This is a genomic window from Promicromonospora sp. MS192 (assembly GCF_049532985.1).
In the GTDB taxonomy this organism is placed as follows: Bacteria; Actinomycetota; Actinomycetes; order Actinomycetales; family Cellulomonadaceae; genus Promicromonospora.
Genome location: NZ_CP186693.1, coordinates 4,393,272 through 4,418,102, shown reverse-complemented (window position 1 = coordinate 4,418,102; position 24,831 = coordinate 4,393,272). Strand labels below are relative to the sequence as shown.

Here is a 24,831-nt window from a genome sequence, read left to right as displayed (position 1 = left end):
GGTAGAAGCGCACCTTGCCGGAGCAGGCTGCTGTCGTGCGTCGGCCGGCGCCGTGCCCGGTCACCCCGCCGCGCTCGACCCCCGCACCACCAGCGTCGGCTGGAACATCACGTGTTCCGCCGTGTCAGCCCCCGTGAGCAGCAGGTCCGCCGCGCGCACGCCCAGCTCGTGGGTCGGCTGGCGCACCGAGGTCAGGGGGGTGGACAGCTCGGCGGCGAAGGCGACGTCGTCGTACCCCACCACCGCCATGTCCGTGGGGACGGCGATGTTCTCGGTGCGGAGCGTGCGCAGCACGCCGAGGGCGACCAGGTCGTTGACGCAGAACACGGCGGTGGGCTGGTCGCCGGATTCCAGCAGCCCCCGGATCGCCGCCTCGCCGCCCTCGGCGTTGAGGCTGGTCACGGTGGTCTCGGTGAGTGCCTGCTCGGGGTCCAGACCGGCGGCCCCCAGTGCCTTGACCACGCCCTCGTGCCGGTCGGCGCACTGCCGGATCGTGTGCGGACCGTTGAGGAACGCGATGCGCGTGTGCCCCTGGTCCAGCAGGTGGCGGGCGGCGAGCTCGCCGCCGCGCACGTCGTCGACGGCGACCGACGAGAGGCTCGGGTCGGGCGAGGGGCGGTCCAGCAGCACGACGCCGGTGCCGCGCCGGCGGACCGCCAGGAGGTGCTCGATCTCGTCGGTGGTCGGCACGACCATGATGCCCTGCACGCCGTGCTCCTCGAACAGGCGCAGGTAGCGCTGCTCCCGGCTGAGGTCGTCGTCGGAGGAGGCGACCATGAGCGTGAAGTCGTCGCGGTCGAGGCGCTCCTCGATGCCGCGGGCGACGTCGGTGAAGAACGGGTTGGCGATGTCCAGGACGATGGCGCCGATGGTCGTGATGGTGCCCGCCCGGAGCTGCCGGGCGGACCCGTTGCGCACGAAGCTCAGCTCCGCGATGGCGGCCTCCACGCGCTCGCGGGTGCCGGGCAGCACCCGGTCGGGCCGGTTGAGCACGTTGGACACGGTGCCGACGGAGACGCCGGCGGTCCGGGCGACGTCGGCGATGGATGCTCGGCGGTGAGCAGCCGGTCGGGTCATGGAGCACCTCCTGCTTCGGGCTACATTATGAACCGTTTCATGGGCGGCCGGGTCGAGGAGGACCGACATGACGAGCGGGACGAGGGGCGGGCGCGTGTGCTTCACGTCCCGGGTGCGGGCGGACCGGCTGGACGAGTACCGCGCGGCGCACGCCGCCGTCTGGCCGGAGATGCTGGAGGCGCTGCGGGACACGGGCTGGCGCGACTACCACCTGTTCCTGCGGGACGACGGCCTGCTGGTCGGCATCCTGGAGACCGACGACTACGACGCGGCGCAGCGGGCGATGGCAGCCACCGAGGTCAACGGGAGGTGGCAGGCGGCGATGTCGGGCTTCTTCGTCGACGAGGGCAACCCCGACGAGGCGTTCGTGCTCCTGGACGAGGTCTTCCACCTGGAGTCCCAGCTGGCGGCGCTGCGCGACGACAGGTGACGTGCCGGACGTGCAGGTCACCTGGGTGATCCGCACGTCCGGCACCGGGGGAAGGAGCGACTAGTTGACCCCGCCCTCCGGCTCGTTGATCGCCTCCAGGTCGCTGATCTCGCTGCGCTGCCCCAGGAGGCGGTTGGTGATCCACGTCAGCACCCACAGCACGAAGCCGATGCCGAGCAGCCAGCCCGCGATCTGGTACTGGATGACGTCGCGCCCGGTCCACGGCCCCACGAGGAACAGGCAGCACAGCGCCCCGAGGATCGGCAGCACCGTGGGGGCCACGAAGTGCCGGCGCTCGATCGGGTCGCGCCGCAGCACCAGCACGCAGACGTTCACCACGGCGAACACGGCGAGCAGCAGCAGCGCGGTGGTGCCGCCGAGCGCGGCGACGACGTCGTTCTCCGGGTCGCGGCTGACGAAGTAGATCAGTCCGAACGAGATGGCGGTGGTCACCAGGATCGACACCCACGGCGTCTGCCGCCGGGCGCCCACGCGGCCCAGCGCGCCGGGCAGCACGTTCTGCTTGGCCATGCCGTACAGGAGACGGCTGGCCATGAGCATGTTGATGAGCGCGGAGTTGGCGACGGCGAACATCGAGATGAACGGCAGGATCGTCGCCGCGGGGATCCCCGGGGCGGCGGTCTCGACCACCGTGACCAGCGGGGTGTCGCTCTCGGCCAGCACGCCCACGGGGACGATCGCCACCGCGAACAGGGAGACCAGCACGTAGATGACGCCGGTGATGCCGATGCCGGTGATCATCATCTTGGGGAAGTTGCGGACCGGGTCGTGGGTCTCCTCCGCCATGTTGACCGAGTCCTCGAACCCGACCATCGCGAAGAACGCCAGCGAGGTCGCCGCGGTGACGGCGAAGAACGCGCCCTTGTCGCCCGGGTCGTCGAACACGACGGTCCGGGAGAAGTCGACGTTGCCGGCGAACGCCGCGTAGAAGCCGATCAGGATCACGAGCAGCAGACCCGACAGCTCCACGAGGGTGAGGAACACGTTGGCCTTGACGCTCTCGCCCACGCCCCGCAGGTTGATCGCCGCGACCAGGGCCATGAAGATCAGCGCCACCGTGATGATCAGGGTCGCGTTCGTCTCGTCGAGCCCGAAGCCCACCGCGAGGTTCGAGGCGAAGGCGCGGGCCGCCGTCGACGCCGAGGTGATGCCCGAGCACATGACCGTGAAGCACACCATGAAGGTGAACAGGTGGATGCCGAAGGCCTTGTGCGTGTACAGCGCGGCGCCGGCCGCCCGCGGGTACTTGGTGACCAGCTCCAGGTACGAGAAGGCCGTGATCAGCGCCACGAGGAACGCGACGATGAAGGGTGCCCACGCGGCACCGCCGACCTCGGCCGCGACGTCACCCGTCAGGGCGTAGACGCCGGTGCCGAGGATGTCGCCCACGATGAAGAGCAGGAGCAGCTTGGGCCCCATCACGCGCTTGAGCTCGGTGGGCTCCTCGCCGAGGGCTGCGTGCTCCTCGGCCGTTGGCTGGCTCATCCGATCGCCTCCGTTTCTGAGGCGGCACGTCGTCGGGTCGCCTCGGTGAGCTGCGGGCAGTCGATCACCCCTGATCGCCCAAGGGTTCCGCAACTGCCACGGCACGGCAACGGGCGCGCCGGTACTTCTTGACGCTCTGACCTGGCGGGTCTATCTTCCCAACTACCTGTTTGAACGATTCAAACGAGTGGCAGGACAGCCTCGCGGTCACCGCCGACCGCCCGCACCCTCGACGGAGAGAGATGCCCGACGCCGCACCGACGCTGCGCCTCGACAGGGTGGCCAAGTCCTTCGGACCCGTGGCCGCGCTCCGGTCCGGGTCCCTCGTGGTCCGGCCCGGCAGCATCCACGCCCTGGTGGGGGAGAACGGGGCGGGCAAGTCCACGCTGGTCAAGATCGTGGGCGGGGTGCACCGTCGCGACGCGGGCCTCGTCGAGCTCGACGGTGAGCCCGTGGACTTCGCCGGGCCCGCCGAGGCCAAGGCGGCCGGCGTCGCCGTCATCCACCAGGAGCCCGCGACCTTTCCCGATCTCACGGTCACCGAGAACATCTTCCTGGGACGCGAGCCGCTCGGCCGGTTCCGGCGGATCGACCGCCGGGCCATGCGTGACGGCGCGCGCGAGCTGTTCCGCAGCCTCGGTGTCGACCTCGACCCGGACCGGCCCGCCGAGGGCCTGTCCATCGCGGACCAGCAGATCGTCGAGATCGCCAAGGCGATCTCGCTGGACGCCCGCGTGCTGGTCATGGACGAGCCGACGGCGGCGCTGAGCGCCGTCGAGGTGGCCCGGCTGTTCACCGTCGCTCGTGGCCTGCGCGACGCCGGCCGCGCCGTCGTCTTCATCTCGCACCGCCTCGACGAGGTCGCCGACCTCTGCGACACCGTCACCGTGATGCGCGACGGCGAGCACGTCTCGACCGACGCCGTCGCCGACGTCACCCCCGACGAGCTGGTGCGGCGCATGGTGGGCCGCGAGGTCGCCGAGCTCTACCCGAAGGTGCCGAGCGCCCCCGGCGACGTGGCGCTGCGTGTCGAGGGGCTGGAGTCCGCCGGCACGTTCCACGACGTGTCCTTCGAGGTGCGGGCGGGTGAGATCGTCGGCCTGGCGGGACTGGTCGGCGCCGGGCGCAGCGAGATCGCGCGGGCCGTGTTCGGCGTCGACCGGTACGACGCGGGGCGGGTCGTCGTCGGCGGGCGCACCCTGCGGCCGGGCGACCCGGCCGCGGCCATCGCCGCCGGCCTGGCCCTCGTCCCCGAGGACCGGCGCCTGCAGGGCCTGGTCACCGAGTCGTCGGTGGCGCGGAACGTGTCGGCGGTCGCCCGCGGGCGGCTCGCGCGGTTCGGCGTGCTGCTCCCCGGCGCCGAGGCCGGCCTCGCCCGTGACTGGGCCGGCCGGCTCGCCGTCAAGGCCGGGGCGCTGGACGCCCTCGCCACCACCATGAGCGGCGGCAACCAGCAGAAGGTAGTGCTCGCCAAGTGGCTGGCCACGGGGCCCACGGTGCTGATCGTCGACGAGCCGACCCGCGGCATCGACGTCGGCACCAAGGCCGAGGTGCACCGCCTGCTGTCCACCCTGGCCGCGGAGGGTCTGGCCGTCCTGATGATCTCGTCCGAGCTGCCGGAGGTGCTGGGCATGGCCGACCGCGTGCTGGTGGTCCGCGAGGGGCGCGTGGTCGCCGAGCTGGACCGGGCCGAGGCGACGGCCGAGACCGTGATGCGCGCCGCCACACCGGGAGCGTCCGGCCAGGACGCCGCCCCCGGGACGGGTCCGGACGCCGCCGCCGCGGACGCCGCCGCCGCGAACGAGGGCACCAGGAACGAGGGCACCAGGAACGAGGGCACCGCATGAGCCTCCTGCGCCGTCGCGAGGCCGGCATCGCCCTCGCCCTGCTGGTCGTGATCGGCGTGACCACGGCCGTCCAGCCCGGCTTCCTGCTCAGCGCGGGCGGCTGGCGGGACCTGTTGCTCACCCCGGCGATCCTCGTCGTGCTCGCCGTGGGGCAGGCCGTGGTGGTCATCACGCGCAACGTCGACCTGTCGGTCGGCTCGGTGCTCGGCCTCACGGCCTACCTGACGGGACGCCTGTTCCTCGACGCACCGGACCTGCCGATCGTCGTGGTCGCGCTCGTCGCCGTCGCGACCGGGACCCTGCTCGGCCTGGTCAACGGGGCGATCGTGGCGTTCGCCCGCGTGCCCGCGCTCGTCATCACCCTCGGCACCCTGTACGTCTACCGCGGCGTGACCCTCACCTGGGCCGGGAGCGACCGGATCGACGCCGGGGACATGCCGCGCGCCTTCCTGCAGCTCGGCACCCAGCAGGTGCTGGGCGTGCCCGTGCTGACGATCGTCGCCGTGGTCGTGCTGGCCGTCGTGGCGCACTACCTGCACACCTCGCGCGGTGGCCGCCAGCTCTACGCCATCGGCTCCGACCCGGACGCCGCGGCCCTGGCGGGGCTGCCCGTCCGGCGCCGGCTGCTCGGCGCGTTCGCGCTGGGTGGCGCGCTGGCCGGGCTGGCCGGCGTGATGTTCGCCGCCCGCTACGGCACCGTGTCCTCCGGCGCGGGGACGGGGATGGAGCTCCAGGTCGTGGGCGCCGTGGTGGTGGGCGGCGTCGCCATCTTCGGCGGCAGCGGCACGGTGGCGGGCGCCGCGCTGGGCGCGATGCTGCTGCTCACCATCAACCGGGCCCTTCCCGTGGTGGGCATCCCCGACTTCTGGCAGCGCGCCGTCGTGGGCGCGCTCATCATCGGCGCCATCGCGCTCGACCGCGTGCTCGCGGGCCGGCGCTCGCGGCGTCTGGCGCAGGCGCGCGACACCGACCCGCCCGGAGGCTCCGGCGTCGGCCCACCGTCCGCAGGCCCGCCGCCCGGACCGCGCCCGGACGGCCCGCCCGACCGTGAGGAGGCGACCGCATGAGGACCCACGCCCGCCCGTGGTGGCAGCGCGCGCTGCTCACCCGCGAGATGCTGACGATCCTGATCCTGGTGGCGGCCTGGGTGGTCGCCTCCGCCGCCGTGCGGGGTTTCGACGGCCCGCTCACCATCACCTACCTGGTGCTCGACGTCGCCCCCGTGCTGCTCATCGCCCTGCCCATGACGCTGATCGTCGCCACGGGGGAGATCGACCTGTCGGTCGCGTCCGTGGTCGGGCTCTCGAGCGTCACCTTCGGGCTGCTGTACCAGGCCGGGTTCGGGCTCTGGTCCGCCCTGCTGGTGTCGGTGCTGCTCGGCGCGGTGTGCGGCGCGGTCAACGGCGCGCTCGTCGCGTACGCGGGCCTGCCGTCGCTCGCGGTCACCATCGGTTCGCTCGCCCTCTACCGCGGCCTCGCCGTGGGCCTGCTCGGCACGACGGCGGTCACCGGGTTCCCCGACGCCTGGACCGACGGCGCCACCGAGAACCTGGGCGAGTCGCCCTACCCGGTGATCACGCTCGGGCTGCTCCTCCTGGTCGGCGTGTTCGCGGTGCTGCTGCACGCCACGCCGTTCGGCCGGAACGTGCTGGACATCGGCCGCAGCAGCGAGGCCGCCCGGTTCTCCGGGGTGGACGTGAGGCGGACCCTGCTGATCCTGTTCGTGCTGTCCGGGGCGGTGTCGGCGCTCGCCGGCGTCTACTACACGCTCCGTTACGGCAGCGCCCGCGGCGACAACGCGACCGGCCTGGAGCTGCAGGTCGTGGCGGCCGTGCTGCTCGGCGGCGTGTCGATCTTCGGCGGCCGCGGTGCGATCCACGGCGTGGTCGCGGGCGTGCTGCTCATCGGCGTGCTCGGCAGCGCCCTGCGGCTGGAGGGCGTCACGGTCAACGTCATCAACATCGTGATCGGCGCGGCGCTCGTCGTGTCGGTGGTCGCCCCGCGCGTGGCGTCGGGCATCCGGGTCCGACGGCGGAGCACCGCGCCGGCCCCATGAGACCTCCTCGCACCGCTGCGAGGCGCACAGTGACCCCGGTGGCCGTACCGCCGTCGGGCAACGAGCTAGGGAGACGGACGATGAAGTTCACATCTGTGGTCGCGGCCGGCACGGCCGCGGTGCTGGCGCTCGGGCTGACCGCCTGCTCGGGCGGGAACGGCGGGGGTGACGGCGGCGGGGGCGAGGACGTCACCGTGACGATGCTGCCCAAGAACCTCGGCAACCCCTACTTCGAGGCGTCCACGGCGGGCGCGCAGGAGGCGGCGGGAGAGCTGGGCGTCACCGTGGAGGAGGTCGGCCCGGACGCCGCCTCGCCCGACGCCCAGGTGCCGTTCATCAACACCGCGGCCCAGCAGGGCGTGAGTGCGCTGGTGGTGTCGGCCAACGATCCGACGGCGATCGGCGACGCGCTGGAGGAGGCGCGGTCGGCGGGCACCAAGGTGGTCACGTTCGACTCGGACACCGAACCGCAGTTCCGCGACCTGTTCGTCAACCAGGCCTCGGCCGAGGGCGTCGCGGACAAGCAGCTCGAGCTGATCTCGGAGCAGATCGGCGGCTCGGGCGAGATCGCCATCCTCTCGGCGTCCGCCAACGCGACCAACCAGAACGCGTGGATCGCGCTCATGGAGGAGAAGCTGGCCGCCGACTACCCGGACATCGAGCTGGTCGAGACGGTCTACGGCGACGACGACGACCAGACGTCGTTCGACAAGACGGCGGCGCTGCTCCAGTCGCACCCGGACCTCAAGGGCATCGTGTCGCCCACGACCGTCGGCATCGCCGCGGCCGCGCGCTACGTGTCGACGTCCGAGTACCAGGGCAAGGTCGCGGTCACGGGCCTCGGCACCCCGAACCAGATGCGCGAGTACGTCGAGGACGGCACGGTCGAGGCGTTCGCGCTGTGGAACCCGACCGACCTGGGCTACCTCGCCACGCAGGCGGCCGCCGCACTCGTCGCGGGCGACATCACCGGCGAGGAGGGCGACACCTTCGAGGCGGGCCGACTCGGCGAGTACACCGTGGGGGCCGACGGCGAGGTCCTCCTGGGTGAGCCGTTCGTCTACGACGCGAGCAACATCGCGGACTTCGACTTCTGACCCGGGGCTGACCCGGCTCCGCAGCGGCGGTGCGGTCGGCTCTGCCCCGGCCCCGGGGTCGGCAGGATGTCAGGTGGTCGGTACCCCGGGGTACCGACCACCTGACATCCTGCCGACCTGGCCGCCGAGTCAGCCGGCGAACAGCCAGGGGGCGTCGCGGTGCAGGAGGGTGTCCAGGTAGGGCGCCACCGTGCGGACGTACGTGGCCGAGATGTGGTCGTCGTCGCGGTACACCAGCACGTTGCCCACGACGGCGGGGCACTCGTCGGCGGTGCACAGCGCGTCGGTGAGGTCGAGCGGGACCAGCGAGTCGGGGATCCCGGCCGTCGTGGTGAGCGGGTCGGGCGCGCCCAGGAGGTCCGCGCGGGCGCGTCCGCAGTCGCCGTCGGCGCCGTGCTCCGCGACGCAGTCCACGGGGTTGGTCTCGAACCGCATGTTGTCGCGGAGGGCGAGGACGGGCACGCCCTGGGCGTCCAGCTTCTGCCAGGCGGCGAGCTGACCGGGCAGGATGCGTTCGGCCGTGCCGGCGGCGACACCCGTCTCGGTGCCGTCCACGACCACGGCGTCGGGCGCGATCCCGTCCAGCACGCCCACGAGGCTCTCGTTCCACGGCCGGCACGACGGGAAGCCCTGCACCTCCGTCGCCGGGTCCTGCATGCGGCAGCCCTGCTTGGCGACGAGGACGAGGTGCCAGTCGTTCTCCTCGGCGATGCGCTCGAAGGCCGGCACCCACTGCATGATGTGCGAGGCGCCCACCATCGCGACGGTCCGCGTCGGTGTCTCGGGCGTGGTGATGTCGCACGTCAGCACGTCGATGTCGTTCGGCATCTCGCGCCCGTGCCCCTGCACGCAGCCGGGCTGCACCTGGGACTCGGGCAGGTCCTCGGCGGCCACCACCGGGTCCGGCCGCACGGTCGCGTCGCGGGGGGACGCGCCCTGGGTCAGGACGAGGGCGCCCGGGTACTGCTCCGAGGGCACGGGCTCGTCGAGCGCGGCGAGCTCGGCGGCCTGCTGACGCTCGGTGGCGTTCGCCCAGAGGCCCGTGGGCACGGCGACCAGGGCGATGGCGAGCACGGCGGCGACCAGGGCCGGCCGGTCGCCCCGCCGGTCCCGGAAGGCCTGGGCGCCGCGGGCCACCGTGAGGTCCGTGAGCCAGGCGAGCAGCACGGCGACCGCGAGGATCACCACCGCGCCGCGGATCCCGACCTGGTCCCGGTCGCGCAGGTTCAGGTACGCGATCAGCAGCGGCCAGTGCCAGATGTAGAGGCTGTAGGAGCGGTCGGCCACCCACGTGAGGGGGCGCCAGCCGAGGAAGCGCATCAGGGGGGTCGGCGTGGTCGCGGCGCGGTCACCGCCCGAACCGAACATGACGAACAGCGTGCCGAGCACCGGCCACAGCGCCAGCGGCCCGGGGAACAGCGACCCGCCGTCGAGCACGAAACCACAGGCGACGACCAGGGCGAGCCCGGTCCAGGCGAGGGCCGGGCGCACCCTGTCGGGCACCCGCACCCAGCGGCCCAGCAGGAACGCGAGCGCCCCCGCGCCGAGCTCCCAGAACCGGGCGCCGGAGTGGAAGTACGCCACGGCCTGGTCGGCCGCGGCAAGCTGGGCCGCGAACACGAAGGACCACACGGTGGCCACGGCGGTGACCACGGTCAGCGCCGGGCCGGCGGCGACCCGGGCCCGGCGGGCCAGCCAGGCCGTCAGGAGGATCACGAGCGGCCACGCCAGGAAGAACTGGGCCTGGACCGACAGGGACCAGAAGTGCTGCACCGGGCTGGTGCCCGGACCTGCCGCGCCGTAGGCGAGCTGCCCCGAGATCATCTCCCAGTTCACCCAGTACGTGGCAGTCGCGAAGATCTCGCGGAGCGTCTGCAGCCACGTGTTCTGGGGTGCGGTGAGCACCATGAGCAGCGTGGTGGCGGCCAGCACCACCAGAGCGGGCGGCGCCAGGCGCACGAACGTGCGGCCCCAGTAGGCGACCGGGTCGAGGGCCCGTCGCTCGGCCCGCCGCAGCAGCGTCGCCGTGGCGAGGTAGCCGGACACGACCAGGAAGACGTCCACGCCGCCGGAGACCCGGCCGTGCCCGAACAGGTGGAACATCACCACGAGGGCCAGGGCGAGGCCGCGCAGGCCGTGCAGCTCCGGCACCCAGCTCGATCGGGCGCTCGCGCTCGGCGCGCCCTCGGTGACGGCCGGGCCGACGTGGCGCGGGGAGGGGCGGGACAGCGTGGTCATGTGTTCTCCGTTGCGGTGCCCGGCGGGGGCGTTATCCCTACCGGATTGGCCGGACAAGGCTACTCCCGATCCCGGGGTACCGATCCACCTCGCCGCGGGCCGCACGCGGACAGGGCGGGGTTGACCCGGGCCGAACCGCCGCCTAGGCTCCCACTGAACCGCAATGAATCGATTCATCGTTCGGATCGGCACCGGTTCGAGGCGGCCGTCGCGAGGATGCGCGACCGCCGGTGCGTGACGAGGCGCGACAAGGAAGGATCACCCGTGGTGGGCACGGATCAGATCGCGGCGGCCCAGGCGGCGCTGCAGCAGCAGACCATCGAGCTCCCGTCCTGGGCGTTCGGCAACTCCGGCACCCGGTTCAAGGTCTTCGGCCAGCCCGGCGTGCCGCGCGACCCGTTCGAGAAGCTGGCCGACGCCGCCCAGGTGCACCGGTACACCGGTGTCGCCCCGCGGGTCAGCCTGCACATCCCGTGGGACCTCGTCGACGACTTCGGCGCCCTGGCCCGGCACGCCGAGGACCTGGGCGTGCGGATCGGCATGATCAACTCGAACGTCTTCCAGGACGACGACTTCATGCTCGGCTCCCTGGCCCACCCCGACCCCCGGGTCCGGGCCAAGGCCGTGGACCACCACAAGCAGTGCATCGACGTCATGCGGGCCACGGGCTCCAAGGACCTCAAGGTCTGGCTGTCGGACGGACTCAACTACCCCGGCCAGGACTCCATCCGCGCCCGCCAGGACCGGATCGCAGAGTCGCTGGCCGAGATCTACGCCGCGCTCGACGACGACCAGCACATGGTGCTGGAGTACAAGTTCTTCGAGCCGGCCTTCTACGTGACCGACGTACCGGACTGGGGCACGTCCCTGCTGCACGTCCTGGCGCTGGGCGACCGGGCCAAGGTGGTGCTCGACACGGGCCACCACGCGCCCGGCACCAACATCGAGTTCATCGTGGCGCAGCTCCTGCGCCAGGGCCGCCTCGGCGCCTTCGACTTCAACAGCCGCTTCTACGCCGACGACGACCTCATGGTCGGCGCCGCGGACCCGTTCCAGCTCTTCCGGATCATGCACGAGATCGTGCAGGCCGGGGCGCACGCCCCCGACAGCGGGGTGAACTTCATGCTCGACCAGTGCCACAACATCGAGCCGAAGATCCCCGCCCAGATCCGGTCGGTCATGAACGTCCAGGAGGCGACGGCGAAGGCGCTGCTCGTGGACGCAGAGGCGCTCGCCGCCGCCCAGCGGGCCGGCGACGTGCTGGGGGCGCACGCCGTGCTCATGGACGCCTACGACACCGACGTCCGGCCGCTGGTCGCGCAGGTGCGCGAGCAGATGGGCCTGGACCCGAACCCGACCGCGGCCTTCGCGGCGTCGGGCTACGCCGAGCAGATCGCGAGCGAGCGCGTCGGTGGCGCGCAGGCTGGATGGGGAGCATGAACGACGTCGTGCAGGACCTGGTGAGCCGGTCGAACCGGCTGGGCTCCGACCCGCGGGTCACCAACTACGCGGGCGGCAACACCTCCGCGAAGGGCACCGCCACGGACCCGGTCACGGGTGAGCCCGTGGAGCTGCTCTGGGTCAAGGGTTCGGGCGGCGACCTGGGCACGCTGCGGCCGGAGGGGCTGGCCGTGCTGCGGCTGGACCGGGTGCGGGCGCTGGCGGACGTGTACCCGGGCCTGGACCGCGAGGACGAGATGGTCGCCGCGTTCGACTACTGCCTGCACGGCAAGGGCGGCGCGGCACCGTCGATCGACACCGCCATGCACGGCCTGGTCGACGCCGCGCACGTGGACCACCTGCACCCCGACGCGGGCATCGCCGTGGCGACGGCGGCCGACGGCGAGGCGCTCACCCGCGAGATCTTCGGCGACCAGGTCGTGTGGGTACCGTGGCGCCGCCCGGGCTTCCAGCTCGGCCTGGACATCGCGGCGATCAAGGCGGCGAACCCGCAGGCCATCGGCTGCGTCCTGGGCGGGCACGGCATCACCGCCTGGGGGGACACCAGCGAGGAGTGCGAGGCGCGGTCGCTGGAGATCATCCGGCGGGCCGAGGAGTTCATCGCGTCCCGCGCGGTGGCCCCGGCGACCGGGGGCAGGCACCCGTTCGGCCCCGTCCGCCCCGGCTTCGAGGCCCTGCCCGACGACGAGCGCCGGGCCCGTGCGGCTGCGCTCGCCCCCGTGGTCCGCGGCCTGGCCAGCACCGACGCGCCGCAGGTGGGGCACTTCACCGACTCCGACGTGGTGCTCGACCTGCTGGCCCGCGAGCGGCTCGTGCCGTTGGCCGAGCTGGGCACGTCGTGCCCCGACCACTTCCTGCGGACGAAGGTGAAGCCGCTGGTGGTCGACGTCCCGACGACGGCGTCGGTCGAGGAGACCGTCTCCGCGCTGCGGGCCGCCCACGCGGCGTACCGCGCGGACTACGCCGCCTACTACGAGCGCGGTGCGTCCGCTGCGCGCTCGCGGGGCGAGGAGCCACCGGCGATGCGCGGCGCGGACCCGGCGATCGTGCTGGTACCGGGCGTGGGCATGTTCTCCTACGGGCGCACCAAGCAGACGGCGCGCGTGGCCGGCGAGTTCTACGTCAACGCGATCAACGTGATGCGCGGCGCCGAGACGATCTCTACCTACACGCCGATCCCGGAACCGGAGAAGTTCCGCATCGAGTACTGGGCCCTGGAGGAGGCCAAGCTGCGGCGCATGCCCGCCCCCAAGCCGCTGGCGACACGGGTCGCCCTGGTGACCGGGGCGGCGTCGGGCATCGGCCGGGCGATCGCGGCCCGGCTGGCCGCCGAGGGCGCGTGCGTGGTGGTCGCGGACCTGGACGCCGGGAAGGCAGCCGCGGCGGCGGCCGAGCTCGGTCCGGCCGACGTCGCGGTGGGCGTGGCCGCGGACGTGTCGTCCGAGGCGGACGTGCGGGCCGCGGTGCGGGAGGCCGTGCTCGCGTTCGGCGGCGTCGACCTCGTGGTGAACAACGCCGGGCTGTCCCTGTCCCGGTCGCTGCTGGAGACCACGGAGGCCGACTGGGACCTGCAGCACGACGTCATGGCCAAGGGATCGTTCCTGGTCTCACGTGAAGCGGCACGGGTGCTCGTCGACCAGGGCATGGGCGGCGACATCGTCTACATCTCCTCGAAGAACTCCGTGTTCGCGGGGCCCAACAACATCGCCTACTCCGCCACCAAGGCCGACCAGGCGCACCAGGTGCGGCTCCTGGCCGCCGAGCTCGGCGAGCACGGGGTCCGCGTGAACGGCGTGAACCCCGACGGGGTGGTGCGCGGGTCGGGCATCTTCGCCTCCGGCTGGGGCGCCAACCGTGCCGCCGTGTACGGCGTGCCCGAGGAGAAGCTCGGCGAGTTCTACGCCCAGCGCACCCTGCTCAAGCGCGAGGTGCTGCCGGAGCACGTCGCGAACGCCGTGTTCGCGCTGTGCACCTCCGACTTCTCGCACACGACCGGGCTGCACGTGCCCGTCGACGCGGGCGTGGCCGCGGCGTTCCTCCGGTGACCGGGACCGCGCCCGCGGGCGGGAGCCCCGGCTTCGTCGCCGTCGACCTGGGCGCGACGAGCGGCCGGGTCATGCTGGGGGTGCTGCACGGGTCCGCGCGCACCCCCGCCGCGGACGGCGGTCCCCGGGTCGAGCTCGTCGAGTGCGGCAGGTTCGCCAACGGCCCGCGGCCGGACGAGCACGGTGCGCTGCGGTGGGACGTGCGGGCGCTCTGGCGCGGGGTGCTCGACGGGCTGCGGTCCGCGGGTGACCTCGCGCGGGAGCGGGGCGTCACGATCCGGGGCATCGGCGTGGACGCGTGGGCCGTGGACCACGCGTTCCTCGACGCGTCCGGCGGGCTGGTGGCGGACCCGTTCAGCTACCGCGACCCGCGCACCGGTCCCGTGCCCGACGACGTGTACCGGAGGATCCCCTTCGCCGACCACTACGCCGTCAACGGGCTCCAGCACCTGCCGTTCACGACGGAGTTCCAGCTCGTCGCCGGTCAGGACGGCGACGAGTGGGCCCGAGCGCGGCACCTGCTGCTGGTACCCGACCTGATCACGTCCTGGCTCACGGGCCGTCACGTCGCGGAGGTGACCAACGCGTCCACCACCGGGCTGCTCGACGCGACCTCCCGCACCTGGTCGGCGGGGCTCCTGGACCGGCTCGCGGCGGAGTACCCGGCGCTCGCCGGACTCCGGGACCGGCTGCCGGAGCTCGTGGAGCCGGGCACCGTCGTCGGGCACCTGGTGCCCGGCGTCCGGGAGGCGACCGGGCTCGGCGAGGTGCCGGTGCTCGCGGTCGCCTCGCACGACACGGCGTCCGCCGTGGCGGCGACGCCGCTCGGGGCGCGGGGCGCGTACGTCTCGTCGGGCACGTGGTCGCTGGTCGGCCTGGAGCTGCCGGCGCCCGTGCTCACCGCGGCGAGCCGCGCGGCGAACTTCACCAACGAGCTCGGCCTGGACGGCACCGTGCGCTACCTGCACAACGTCATGGGCCTGTGGGTGCTCGACGAGTGCGTCCGTGCCTGGACCCAGGACGACGGCGCGCCCGTCGACCTGCCCGCCCTGCTGGCGGAGGCGGCCGCCGAACCCGGCGGCCGCTGCCTGGTCGACGTGGACGGCGGCGAGTTCCTCGCCCCGGGCGACATGCCGCGCCGCGTGTCGGACGCCGTCGCCCGCCGCGGCGTCGAGCTGCCCGGTACGCGGGCGGCGCTGGTGCGCGTGGTGCTCGACAGCCTCGCGGACTCCACCGCGCGGGCCGTCTCCGCCGCGTCGTCCCTGGCCGGCGTGGTCGTCGACACCGTGCACGTGGTGGGCGGCGGCTCACGGAACGAGCTGCTGTGCCGCCTCACCGCCCGGGCCACCGGGCTGCCGGTGGTCGCCGGGCCGGTCGAGGCGACCGCGCTCGGGAACGTGCTGGTGCAGGCCCGCGCCGTGGGCGCCCTGCCGGGCACCGCCGACCTGACCGCGCTGCGCGACGTGGTGCGCGCGAGCACGGACCTGCGCCGCTACGAGCCCGAGCCGGCGGGCTGACCGACGCTCGACGCCCGCACGATCAACCGGGGGTTCAGCTCGATCCGGTGCACCGGGCGGTCGGCGTCGGCGAGCCGCCGGGTCAGCAGCTCCACCGCGCCCGCACCGATCGCCGTCTTGGGCGGGCTCACGGCGGTGAGGGGCGGGTCGGCCAGGCCCGCCACCTCGTCGTCGTAGGCGATCACGGCGAGGTCCGCGGGCACCCGCACACCCCGTTCGCGGGCCTGCTCCACCAGCGAGATCGCCTCCCGGTCGGAGTGCACCAGGAGTGCCGTCACGCCCGTGTCCGCGCACCGGTCCAGCACGGACGCGGCATCCTCCGCCCAGCCGGGGTCGGACAGCGGCACCGTCTCCACGTCCAGCACGACGTCGAGGTCGAGCCCGTCCGTCACCGCGAGGAACCCGCGGCGCACGGCGGCCGAGTGCGGGCTGGTCCGCGACGTCACCAGGCCCACCCTCCGGTGGCCGCGCTCCGCGATGTGGCGCGCCGCCGTCCCCGCGCCGAGCGCGTGGTCCGTGGCGACCGACTCCAGCGGCTCGCGGTACGGGCCGGCCGCCAGGCGGCGCTCCATCAGCACGACGGGCAGGTTCAGGCCGGCGAGCCAGTCACCGAGCCGCGTGGCGTCGGGCCCGTCCACGGGCGGCGCCACGAGCAGGCCGTCGACCCCCGGGGCGTCGTCGTCGCCGACGAGCGCCGAGAGCTGGTGGCGGATCTGCTCGACGTCGTACGACCCGCCCCGCAGGATCAGCCGCGCGGTGCCGTGCGCGGCCGCGCGCGCACCGCGGATCACCTCGGGCCAGTAGTAGTCGAGCGACGGCACGACCATGCCGATGGTCGGCCGCCCGTCGTCCTCCGCGAGCATCCCCTCCGGCAGGGGGACGCCCGTGCCCGCCCCGGTGCGCGCGCCCAGGCCGGTGCCGGCGCCGGCCTGGGCGCCGGTGCCCGTGCTGGTGCCCGTGGTTCCGCGGGCGGGGATCCGGGCGCCGCCGTGCACCTTCTCCAGCGCGCCCTCGGCCACGAGCAGCGTCAGGTCCCGCCGCACGGTCACGGGGGTCACGCCGAGCCATCGCGACAGGTCGCTCACGCGCGCCGACCCCGTCTCCCGCACGCGCGCGATCAGGCGCTCCCGACGCTCGCTCGGCAGCGGCGCTTCCTGCTGCGTCATGCATCCTCCTGCGGTCCGGACCCGGTGGGTCTCATGGTGACCCGGAACGTGCCCGACGGCGCCTCCGCGCGCGCCGTGAGCCGCAACCGGGTCAGGTGTTCACCCCAGACGACGGACAGCTCGGGGTCGTCCAGCGTGCGCACGTCGAGCGCGGCGTCGACGGCCCGAGGATCCCACGTGATCGCGAGTGCGCGGCGGGGTGGCGTGCCGGTGTCGGCGGCGTCTGCGTGCCCCGCTGCGTCGCCGGTGGTGCGGGTGGTGCCGCTGGTGCCGGTCGGGGGAGTGCAGCCCGGGGCCGTGGCGTCCGGGGGCGTGGCGTCCGGGAGCGTGGCATCCAGGGGCGGGTCGTCCGGCGTGAACCGGACGACCGCGCGGCCGGGGGTGAGGCGGACGTCGCCCGCGAGCAGCCAGTGCCACGCCGTCGGCCCGACCGGTGGCGCGAGCACGTCGTCCGCGAACCGCCAGGAGTCCTCGACGGTCACGCACTCGGCGGCCGGGTCCAGCGTCACCGCCCGCCACCACTGCTCCAGCCCGGCCACGGGATAGGCCCCGGCCAGCTCGACCCGCGCCTGCCAGCCGGCTGCCCGGCCGGCCGGCACACCGGCTGTCCGGACGTCGAGCGTAGGGTCCGTCGCGTCATCGGGGCTGACAACGCGACGGACCTCACGTTCGACGTCGCCCGCGGTGCTGGAGCCCGGGCCGCCGGTGGCCGGGCCCCCGGAGCTCGCGGCGTCCGACACCTCGAAGGCGGTCGCGGCGTACTCGGGGCCCGGGGGCTGCTCCACGCCGCGCACCCGCGGCACGTTGTGCCAGTCGCCCCGGACCGCCCACAGGTCGTAGCGGCCCGGTCCGAACGTCCCCGCGCGGTAGGTGGGCTTGCCGGCGTCGACGACCATGGGGACGCCGTCGAGCGCCACGATCACCGAGCCCACGTCGACGTGGTTGTGGTTCTCGTCGTTGTGCCCGCCCTTGACCGACACCACGAGCCCGCGGGTCGAACCCGGCGTGGTCCGCGCGACCGCGACACCCGTGGCCGGGAACGTGGCCCGCCCCACCAGCGGCGGCGCGGTGGCCGGGGCGTCCGCCCAGGCCGCCGACAGCAGGCCGACGGCGCGAGGCAGCGAGGCGCGCTCGTCGAACAGCCCGCCGGGCCGCCCGCGGTACGACGCCGCGTGCTGCTCCGCCTCCTTCTCGCCCACCCGCAGCGCCCAGGCGTGCACGACGTTCCAGGGCCAGGTCGCGAGGGGCCGGGCGGCGCCGTCGGCGACGTTGACGTACCAGTCGCCGCCCAGGTGCATCGCGTGCGGGAAGGACAGGGTGGCACGGATGCGCTCCAGTGCCGCCGGCTCGGGGTCCACCCCGGCGAACGCCAGCAGGTCCTGCGCCTCCAGCGCGCGGGCGGCGCCCTGCCACCAGTAGTGGTACCCCTCGTCCACCCCGCCGTCGGCAGGCAGCGTGGCCCAGTACGCGGCGATGCCCTGCGCCACGAGCGCGGTGGTGGCCCGGCGGCGGTCCGGGTCCTCCTCCAGCGCGAGGTTCGCGGCCAGCACGTTGCCCTGGATCCAGGGGCTCCAGTTCATGATCGGGTGGTCGACGCCGAGCCACCACCAGTCCCGCCGGTCGGTGAAGGGCCGCAGCACCCGGGCCTGCGCCTCCTGCCGGATGCGCCAGCGCACGCCGGGCGCCCGCTCGTCGAGCGCAGGCCCGAGCAGGTGGTCGACCCAGGCGAGCTGGCCGGCCACCTCGCCCGCGCCGAGGTCCAGGTAGTGGTCCGTGACCGTGGGCGTGACCCGGCCGAAGCGGTCGAACGTGTCGTCGTGCGCGGCCCAGCACCAGGTCGACTGCTCGCACAGCAGCAGCACGCCGTCGACCACCTCGTCGAGCCGGTCTGCCGCCGGTTCGACGAGCGCCGCCAGGGTGGCGCGGGTCAGGCGGGCCTGGCGCGCGGCGACGTGCGCCTCGTAGACCGTGCGGTCGCCGTCGCCGTCGCGGAAGAACCGGGCGTACTGCGAGGCCAGGGGTTGCGGCCAGGGGGTGCCGCGCTCGGCGGCGGCCACGGTGAGCGCGGGGGCGAGGGTGCGCGCCACGCGGCGCGCGGTCCAGAAGCTGCGGGCCGTGACGTCGGGCGCAGGCAGCGACGCTGCTGTCATGTGCGTGTCTCCAATGATCGAAAATGATCGTAGTAGAACTCTTGGTGATGCGCCAGGGGCTTGCCAACGGCCGGATCGGTGGGCTTCAATGGGCGCACCCGATCATTGATGATCGGAAGTGTTCGTCTGAACGGTCAGGTGAACGCGGACTCGATGGAGAGGAGCGCGGTGGTGCGGCGACCTGAGGCCCTGCTCGTCATGGACGACCGGGCACTGCGTATGCAGTTCGGCCCCGACGAGGACTCGCGGCTGCGTGCGATCGCGAGGCTCGGCGAGCCGGCGCGCGTGACCGCCTACGACACTCCGGAGGCGAGGGCTCGCCTGGCCGACGTCGAGGTGCTGGTCACCTCGTGGGGTGCGCCCCGGATCACGGCCGGCGTGCTCGACCTCGCCCCGAACCTGCGGGCCGTGCTCCACTGCGCGGGCTCGGTCCGGTCGCTGGTGTCCGACGCCGTGTGGGACCGCGGGCTGCTCGTCACCAACGCGGTGACGGAGAACGCGCTGCCCGTCGCGGAGTTCACGGTGGCCGCGATCCTCATGGCGGGCAAGAAGGCGCCGTTCCTCGCGAACATCGCCCGCAAGCGCCGGGACGACTGGTCCTACCTCGAGGAGCACGGTGCCCTGTCCAACCGCGACCGGGTGATCGGCATCGTCGGCTTCTCCCGGACGGGCCGGCAGGTGGTGACGCGGCTGACGGTGCCGGGCTCCGGACCCGAGACCCGCGAGATCCTCGTCGCGGACCCGTACGCCGACCCGGCCGCGGTGGCCGCAGCCGGCGCCCGCCTGGTGCCGCTCGACGAGCTGCTGGCGGCCTCCGACATCGTGTCGCTGCACGCCCCCGAGCTGCCCTCGACGCGCAAGCTGATCGGCGCACGGGAGCTCGCCCTGCTGCCCGACGGCGCCACGCTCATCAACACCGCGCGCGGCGCCGTCGTCGACACCGCGGCGCTGGAGCGCGAGTGCTCCACCGGCCGCCTCTACGCGATGCTCGACGTCACCGACCCGGAGCCGCTGCCTGCGTCGTCGGTGCTCTACGACCTGCCGAACGTCATGATCACGCCGCACGTCGCGGGCTCGCTGGGCACCGAGACCCGGCGGATGACGGCGGCCGCGCTCGACGAGCTGGAGCGGTACGCCCGGGGCGAGGCCTCCCGCAGCGCCGTGACGCGCGAGGACATGGAGTTCGTCGCATGACCGCCCGCACCGGCGCCGAGGAGCGCGCCTGGCTCGCCGCCTACGCCGACCGGCTGCTGGCGGCCGTCGAGCCCTACGCGTCGCCGAGCGGGTCGCTCGTCACGCTGCCGGGCACACCCGGCGGGTACGGCACGGCCGTGGACGGGCTGGAGGGCTTCGCACGCACGTTCCTCCTGGCGGGCTTCCGGCTCGCGGGCGAGGACGGCGCGGACCCCACGGGCCTCGCCGAGCGGTACGCCGCGGGCCTGGCCGCCGGTACCGACCCCGCGCACCCCGAACGCTGGACCCGGCCGGACGAGCACGGCCAGGCCAAGGTCGAGGCAGCCTCGCTGGCGCTGATCCTCGACCTGACGCGGCCGTGGATCTGGGACCGGCTGGCGCCGTCGGCCCAGGAGCACGTGGTCGGCTACCTCGCGTCCGTGGTGGGCGACGACGACTACCCAGACAACAACTGGGTCTGGTTCCGGATCGTCGTGGAGACGTTCCTGCGGTCGGTCGGCGGCCCGTTCTCCGCGGACGACGTCGCCCGGGACCTCGCCGCCCACGACCGGTTCCGCCGCCCGGGCGGCTGGTTCGCGGACGGCCCGGAGCGCAGCTTCGACCACTACGCGGGCTGGGCCCTGCACCTGTACCCCGCGCTGTGGGCGCGCATGTCCGGCGCGGCCGACGTCGCCGCGGCGGCCGGCGACGACCTGGCCGTGCGCTCGGCGTCGGACCGGGAGCACCTGGCGCGCTACCTGGACGACGCGCTCGCGCTGGTCGGCGCCGACGGAGCGCCCCTGCTGCAGGGCCGCAGCCTCACCTACCGCTTCGCGGCGGCCGCCCCGTTCTGGGCCGGTGCCGTGGCGGGCGTGGGCCGGCCGGGTCAGCTCCGGGAGGCGGCCACCCGCATCGTGCGGCACTTCGCCGACCACGACGTGCCCGGTCCGGACGGGCTGCTCACGCTCGGCTGGCACCAGCCCTGGCGGCCCCTCGCACAGCGGTACAGCGGCACCGGGTCGCCGTACTGGGCGAGCAAGGGCCTGCTCGGGCTCGCCCTGCCCGCCACGCACGAGGTGTGGACGGCGGCGCCCGAGCCGCTCCCGGTCGACGTCGGCGACGTGCTCACCGTCGCGGCCGCACCCGGCTGGGCCGTCAGCGCCACGCAGGACGACGGGATCGTACGCGTGATCAACCACGGCACCGATCACGCGCTGCCCGGCACGGACGGCGGGGACTCGCCGCTGTACGCGCGGCTCGGCTACTCGACCGTGACCTCCCCGCTCCTGGACCCCGAGGCGTGGCTCTCGCCGCTGGACCAGTCGGTGGTGCTGCTCGACGCAGCCGACCGGGTCACCCACCGGGCGGGCTTCGAGACCGTGCCCGTGGAGTGTGGTCCGCCGGACGCTCCCGGTCGCCCCGCCGTGGCCGTCGCGCTGGGGTCCGTGGCCGGCGCGCACTGGCTGCGCGCGGACACCACTGCACCCGACCACGGGTCCGGCCGGCCCGGCACCGCGACGGCGGCCGGGGAGATCACCACCGTGTCGATCGTGCGCGGTGCCTGGGAGGTCCGGCTGGTGCGGGTCGTGCACGGGGCCGACGCCCGGGCGACGGCGCTCCGCATCGGCGGCTGGGCCGCCGGCCCCGACCTGGACTCGACCCTGGTGCCGCTGCTCGGCGACGTCGCCCCGGTGAGCGGGTCGACCACGCACGACGACGCCACGCCGCTCGCCGGGCCGACCACCACCCCCTGGCTCCGGTACGCGCCGGTGCCGGAGGGCTGGACCGGCGTCGGCGTCCGCCTCGGGCGGGGTGCCGCCGGACCGCAGGACCCGGCGCCCCGGCTCGAGCTCACCCCCGGCCAGGCCGTCGTGACCTGGCCGGACGGCGTGCTGACCACGGCAACCCTGCCCTGACCCACCCCGCGCCCCGATGACCCCCTCACCGGGGCGCCGCACGACCAACTCGAAGGAGAGTAGGAATGAACCGCAAGATCACGAGCGCGTTCGGCATCGCCGCCGTCGCGTCGCTGGCCCTCACCGGGTGCGGCAGCCAGGAGGAGCCCGCGGCCGCCGACGGCCCGGTCACCATCAGCCTGGCCGGCTGGGACTTCGCCTCCACGCCGGAGTTCCAGACGCTCGCCGACGCCTATCACGAGGCGAACCCGGACGTCACCGTGGAGCTCAAGGAGTACCCCGCCGGTGACGACTACGACACGGCCCTCACCGCGGACCTGTCCGCGGGCGCGGCGCCGGACGTCTTCATCGTCAAGAACCTGAAGAACTACATCACGTTCCAGGAGGGCGGCACGCTCCTCGACATCTCCGACGTGGCGGCCGACCTCGACCCGGCCACGGGCGGCCTGGAGCAGATGGCGGTCGACGGTGCCACCTACGCGGTGCCGTACCGCCAGGACTCGTGGCTCCTGTACTACAACAAGGACCTCTTCGAGAAGGCCGGCGTCGACCTGCCCGACGGGTCCTGGACCTGGGACGACTACGCCGAGGCCGCCGAGCAGCTCACCGAGGGCATCGGTGAGAAGGAGGTCACGGGCACCTACCTGCACAGCTGGCAGTCCACCGTGCAGGGCTTCGCCCTCGCGCAGACGCCGGGCGCCTCGCTCGACGGCGGCGACTTCTCGTTCCTGGCCCCGTACTACGAGCGCGAGCTCGCGCTGCAGGACGCCGGCGCACAGCCGTCGTACGCGACCGTGACCACGAACGAGCTGGCCTACCAGTCGCAGTTCGGCACCCAGAAGGCCGCGATGCTGCCGATGGGCTCCTGGTACATCGGCACGCTGGTGGCGGAGCAGGAGTCGGGCGCCGCGGACACCTTCGAGTGGGGCATCGCGCCGATCCCGCAGCTCGACGAGTCCACGACCGGCACGGAGAACACCCCCGTCACGTTCGGTGACCCGACCACGATGGGCATCAGCTCCGCGATCGACGAGTCCAAGGTCGAGACCGCGAAGGACTTCCTCCGGTTCGCCGCGGGCCCCGAGGGTGCCGCGGCGCTCGCCGGGATCGGCATCACGCCGGCCCTGATCGACGACACGGTGGCCGACGCGATCTTCGGGCTCGACGGCACGCCGCAGGACGACCTGTCCCGCTTCGCCTACACGACGCACGACACCCTGCCGGAGAACCCGGTGGGTCAGCAGACGGCCGCGATCCAGACCATCCTGGGCGAGACGCACTCGGCGATCATGTCCGAGTCCACCCCGGTGGACGAGGCGATCACGGAGGCCGAGGAGCGCGTCGCCAACGAGGTCGGCTGATGGCGACACCTGTCGCCGACGACCGGCGGACGCTCGGGCTCACGCAGCCCGGGCGCCCGCCGCTCCGGAGGCCGCGCACGTCGCTCAAGCTGCGCAACGCGCTGGTGGGCTGGACGTTCATCCTGCCGAACTTCATCGGCTTCGCCGTGCTCACGCTCGTGCCGGTGCTCACGCTCTTCTACATCTCGCTGACGAGCTGGAACATCTTCGGCGCCGCCCAGTGGGTGGGCCTGGACAACTTCGAGCGCCTGATCGGCGACAAGAGCTTCCACACCGCGCTCGGTAACACGTTCTACTACGCCGCGCTGCACATCCCGATCACCATCGTCGTGTCGCTGAGCCTGGCGCTGCTGCTGAACCAGAAGCTGCGCGGCGCCGCCTTCTTCCGCACGGTCGCCTTCTTCCCGTACATCACGTCGATCGTCGCGGTCGCCGTGGTGTGGAACATGCTGTTCAGCCCCGAGTACGGGCCGATCAACCAGTTCCTGAGCCTGTTCGTGGGCGGTGAGATGCCCGGCTGGACGGTCTCCAAGGACTGGGCGATGCCCGCGGTGATCATCGTGGGCACCTGGAAGGACATGGGCTACTACATGCTCCTGTTCCTGGCCGGCCTGCAGACCGTGCCGGGTGAGCTGCACGAGGCCGCGCGGATCGACGGTGCGAACGCCTGGCAGCGGTTCTGGAACGTCACGCTGCCCTGCCTGCGACCCACGATGTTCTTCGTGACGGTCATGGTCACGATCCAGAGCTTCAAGGTCTTCGACCTGATCCTCGTCATGACCGACGGCGGCCCGGGTCAGGCGACCCTCGTGCTCAGCCAGTACATCTACCAGAAGGGCTTCGAGCAGTTCGAGTTCGGCTACGCCTCGGCCGTCGCCGTCGTCCTGTTCTTCATCTGCATCACCGTGACCGTGGTGCAGTTCCTGTACAACAAGCGGAAGGAGGCGTGATGGCCGCCCGTCCGTCCGCCCTCCGGAGGTCCGGCCGGGTGCTGCTCTACGCGGTGATGATCGTCGCCGCGGCGGGCATCATGCTCCCGTTCGCCTGGATGGTGATCTCGTCCCTCAAGCAGAACAACCAGGTGTTCACGGCGCCCGTGGAGTGGATCCCGGACCCTGTGCAGTGGCGCAACTACCTCGACATCTGGGTCAAGGCCGACATGGTCACCTGGGTGCGCAACACCCTGGTCCTCTCGGTCGCGGTGACGGCACTGCAGGTGCTCACCGGGAGCTTCGCTGCCTACGGCTTCGCCAAGATGCGCTTCCCGGGCCGCGACGCGCTGTTCCTGCTGTACATCGGGACCATCGCGGTGCCCTGGCAGTCCTACATGATCCCGCAGTTCCAGATGCTCTCGAGCTGGGGCCTGAACAACACGCTGTGGGCGATCATGCTGCTCCAGGCGTTCGGCGCCTTCGGCGTGTTCCTCATGAAGCAGTACTACGAGTCGATCCCCGACTCGTTGTCGGAGGCGGCGCGCATCGACGGGCTCAACGAGTACGGCATCTGGTGGCGCATCATCATGCCGCTGTCGGTGCCGGCGCTGGCGTCGCTGACGATCATCACCTTCGTCTCGACGTGGAACGACTACCTCGGTCCCCTCATCTACCTGCGCGACCGCGAGCTGTGGACCATCCAGATCGGCCTGCAGTCGTTCATCGGCGAGTACAACGCCGAGCACGCGCTGATCATGACGGGCTCCGTGCTGTCGGTGCTGCCGATCGCACTGATCTTCCTGCTCGGCCAGCGGTACTTCGTCCAGGGCATCGCGACCACGGGCGTGAAGGGATGAGT

Annotated in this window: 18 protein-coding genes; 13 read left to right on the top strand and 5 right to left on the bottom strand. The window is 73.2% G+C overall.

The features are described from left to right. Positions 1-60: 60 nt before the first annotated feature. Positions 61-1,077 (bottom strand): LacI family DNA-binding transcriptional regulator, encoded by a 1,017-nt coding sequence (locus ACO229_RS19750; RefSeq protein ID WP_423462544.1) that lies wholly within the window; start codon positions 1,075-1,077, stop codon positions 61-63. Between the two features lie 67 nt (positions 1,078-1,144). On the opposite strand from ACO229_RS19750, the gene ACO229_RS19745 reads away from it, so the two are divergent. Then, positions 1,145-1,507 (top strand): L-rhamnose mutarotase, encoded by a 363-nt coding sequence (locus tag ACO229_RS19745; protein ID WP_397433237.1) that lies wholly within the window; start codon positions 1,145-1,147, stop codon positions 1,505-1,507. A gap of 60 nt (positions 1,508-1,567) precedes the next feature. Here ACO229_RS19745 and ACO229_RS19740 read toward each other — a convergent pair whose 3' ends face one another. Next, positions 1,568-3,013 carry an APC family permease gene (locus ACO229_RS19740; RefSeq protein ID WP_397413932.1) on the bottom strand — a complete coding sequence of 482 codons (1,446 nt, stop codon included), beginning with the start codon at positions 3,011-3,013 and terminating at the stop codon, positions 1,568-1,570. 242 nt (positions 3,014-3,255) lie between these two features. On the opposite strand from ACO229_RS19740, the gene ACO229_RS19735 reads away from it, so the two are divergent. The 4 genes from ACO229_RS19735 to rhaS all read left to right on the top strand — a co-directional run bounded on the left by ACO229_RS19735 (position 3,256) and on the right by rhaS (position 8,013). Next, positions 3,256-4,860, top strand: a complete 1,605-nt coding sequence (locus ACO229_RS19735; protein WP_423462543.1) for a sugar ABC transporter ATP-binding protein — start codon at positions 3,256-3,258, stop codon at positions 4,858-4,860. After that, positions 4,857-5,927: an ABC transporter permease gene (locus ACO229_RS19730; RefSeq protein WP_423462542.1), complete on the top strand. Its 1,071-nt coding sequence runs from the start codon at positions 4,857-4,859 to the stop codon at positions 5,925-5,927. The genes ACO229_RS19735 and ACO229_RS19730 overlap by 4 nt, the downstream gene beginning before the upstream one ends. After that, positions 5,924-6,916: an ABC transporter permease gene (locus ACO229_RS19725; RefSeq protein WP_397433240.1), complete on the top strand. Its 993-nt coding sequence runs from the start codon at positions 5,924-5,926 to the stop codon at positions 6,914-6,916. The genes ACO229_RS19730 and ACO229_RS19725 overlap by 4 nt, the downstream gene beginning before the upstream one ends. Before the next feature lie 80 nt (positions 6,917-6,996). After that, positions 6,997-8,013, top strand: a complete 1,017-nt coding sequence (gene rhaS / locus ACO229_RS19720; RefSeq protein WP_423462541.1) for a rhamnose ABC transporter substrate-binding protein — start codon at positions 6,997-6,999, stop codon at positions 8,011-8,013. Between the two features lie 129 nt (positions 8,014-8,142). Here rhaS and ACO229_RS19715 read toward each other — a convergent pair whose 3' ends face one another. Next, positions 8,143-10,251, bottom strand: a complete 2,109-nt coding sequence (locus tag ACO229_RS19715) for an acyltransferase family protein (protein WP_423462540.1) — start codon at positions 10,249-10,251, stop codon at positions 8,143-8,145. Between the two features lie 267 nt (positions 10,252-10,518). On the opposite strand from ACO229_RS19715, the gene rhaI reads away from it, so the two are divergent. The 3 genes from rhaI to ACO229_RS19700 are packed head-to-tail and all read left to right on the top strand — an operon-like array spanning position 10,519 to position 15,274. Beyond that, positions 10,519-11,691: an L-rhamnose isomerase gene (gene rhaI / locus ACO229_RS19710; protein ID WP_423465324.1), complete on the top strand. Its 1,173-nt coding sequence runs from the start codon at positions 10,519-10,521 to the stop codon at positions 11,689-11,691. Then, positions 11,688-13,757: a bifunctional aldolase/short-chain dehydrogenase gene (locus ACO229_RS19705; RefSeq protein ID WP_423462539.1), complete on the top strand. Its 2,070-nt coding sequence runs from the start codon at positions 11,688-11,690 to the stop codon at positions 13,755-13,757. Before rhaI ends, ACO229_RS19705 begins: the two co-directional genes overlap by 4 nt. Continuing rightward, positions 13,754-15,274, top strand: coding sequence for a rhamnulokinase (locus ACO229_RS19700; protein ID WP_423462538.1), 1,521 nt, complete (start codon positions 13,754-13,756; stop codon positions 15,272-15,274). The genes ACO229_RS19705 and ACO229_RS19700 overlap by 4 nt, the downstream gene beginning before the upstream one ends. Here ACO229_RS19700 and ACO229_RS19695 read toward each other — a convergent pair. Then, entirely contained in the window at positions 15,250-16,440 is a 1,191-nt protein-coding gene (locus ACO229_RS19695; RefSeq protein WP_423462537.1) for a substrate-binding domain-containing protein, read from the bottom strand. The two genes, ACO229_RS19700 and ACO229_RS19695, sit on opposite strands and share 25 nt — an antisense overlap. Beyond that, positions 16,437-18,590: a hypothetical protein gene (locus tag ACO229_RS19690; protein WP_423462536.1), complete on the bottom strand. Its 2,154-nt coding sequence runs from the start codon at positions 18,588-18,590 to the stop codon at positions 16,437-16,439. The genes ACO229_RS19695 and ACO229_RS19690 overlap by 4 nt, the downstream gene beginning before the upstream one ends. 171 nt (positions 18,591-18,761) lie before the next feature. Here ACO229_RS19690 and ACO229_RS19685 point away from each other — a divergent pair, with 171 nt between their 5' ends. The 5 genes from ACO229_RS19685 (at position 18,762) to ACO229_RS19665 (ending at position 24,829) form a co-directional block, all read left to right on the top strand. Continuing rightward, complete coding sequence (locus ACO229_RS19685; protein WP_397412916.1) at positions 18,762-19,784, top strand: hydroxyacid dehydrogenase; 1,023 nt, start codon at positions 18,762-18,764, stop codon at positions 19,782-19,784. After that, on the top strand, positions 19,781-21,679 hold the full coding sequence (locus tag ACO229_RS19680) for a DUF2264 domain-containing protein (protein ID WP_423462535.1): 1,899 nt from the start codon (positions 19,781-19,783) through the stop codon (positions 21,677-21,679). The genes ACO229_RS19685 and ACO229_RS19680 overlap by 4 nt, the downstream gene beginning before the upstream one ends. Positions 21,680-21,744: 65 nt before the next feature. Further along, entirely contained in the window at positions 21,745-23,040 is a 1,296-nt protein-coding gene (locus ACO229_RS19675; RefSeq protein ID WP_397412918.1) for an ABC transporter substrate-binding protein, read from the top strand. After that, positions 23,040-23,990, top strand: a complete 951-nt coding sequence (locus tag ACO229_RS19670) for a carbohydrate ABC transporter permease (RefSeq protein ID WP_423462534.1) — start codon at positions 23,040-23,042, stop codon at positions 23,988-23,990. Before ACO229_RS19675 ends, ACO229_RS19670 begins: the two co-directional genes overlap by 1 nt. Beyond that, on the top strand, positions 23,990-24,829 hold the full coding sequence (locus tag ACO229_RS19665; protein WP_397412920.1) for a carbohydrate ABC transporter permease: 840 nt from the start codon (positions 23,990-23,992) through the stop codon (positions 24,827-24,829). Before ACO229_RS19670 ends, ACO229_RS19665 begins: the two co-directional genes overlap by 1 nt. Positions 24,830-24,831: the final 2 nt, after the last annotated feature.